The sequence below is a fragment of the Tamlana crocina genome (genome assembly GCF_012037625.1).
In genome coordinates this window covers 1-494 of record NZ_JAAVJS010000175.1, presented here as the reverse complement: position 1 = coordinate 494, position 494 = coordinate 1, and the positions used below count along the sequence as shown (strand labels likewise).

General features: G+C 35.2%; 1 protein-coding gene and 1 pseudogene. Both read left to right on the top strand.

Annotated elements, in window-relative coordinates; genetic code table 11:
- Positions 1-207 (top strand): annotated as a pseudogene (locus HC176_RS20080) (Arm DNA-binding domain-containing protein); the annotation flags it as partial.
- A 3-nt stretch (positions 208-210) separates the two neighbouring features.
- Positions 211-494 (top strand): phage integrase SAM-like domain-containing protein (locus HC176_RS20075; protein WP_245234928.1); only part of this gene is annotated, 284 nt, incomplete at its 3' end.

Sequence of the window (494 nt, the reverse complement as noted above, 5' to 3'; positions counted from 1 at the left end):
AACGTTAAAACAGTTTTACGGCAAAAAAGGCTTTCAAGTGGAGAGTTTCCCGTCTGCCTTAGGGTTACGAAAGACCGCAAATCAAAATACTTCAAAACTATTTTTAACGCCACCGAAGATGAGTGGAATTCCGCAACAGGAAAGTTTACCAAGCGAAATAATAATTACCTTCAAAACAATAGACTCTTAATTAAATTCCAAGATCGCGCGTTGGAAATCCTTGGAAATTTAAAGATTAAAAGCGACGATTTCACTTTAGAGGATTTTGAGAAAAACTATAGAGAGATTTCAAATCCTGTACAAAATAACGTCTTTACATTTTGGAATGAGATTGTTGAAGAAATGACACAGGCAGGAAGAATGGGAAATGCCAGAATAAATCGGGAGGCTTCTAAATCAATCCTAAAATTTAATGGATCTAAAAATCTAACCTTCAAGAATATTACTCCAGCTTTTCTTAACAAATATGAAGTATACATGCGATCAAGAGGCGG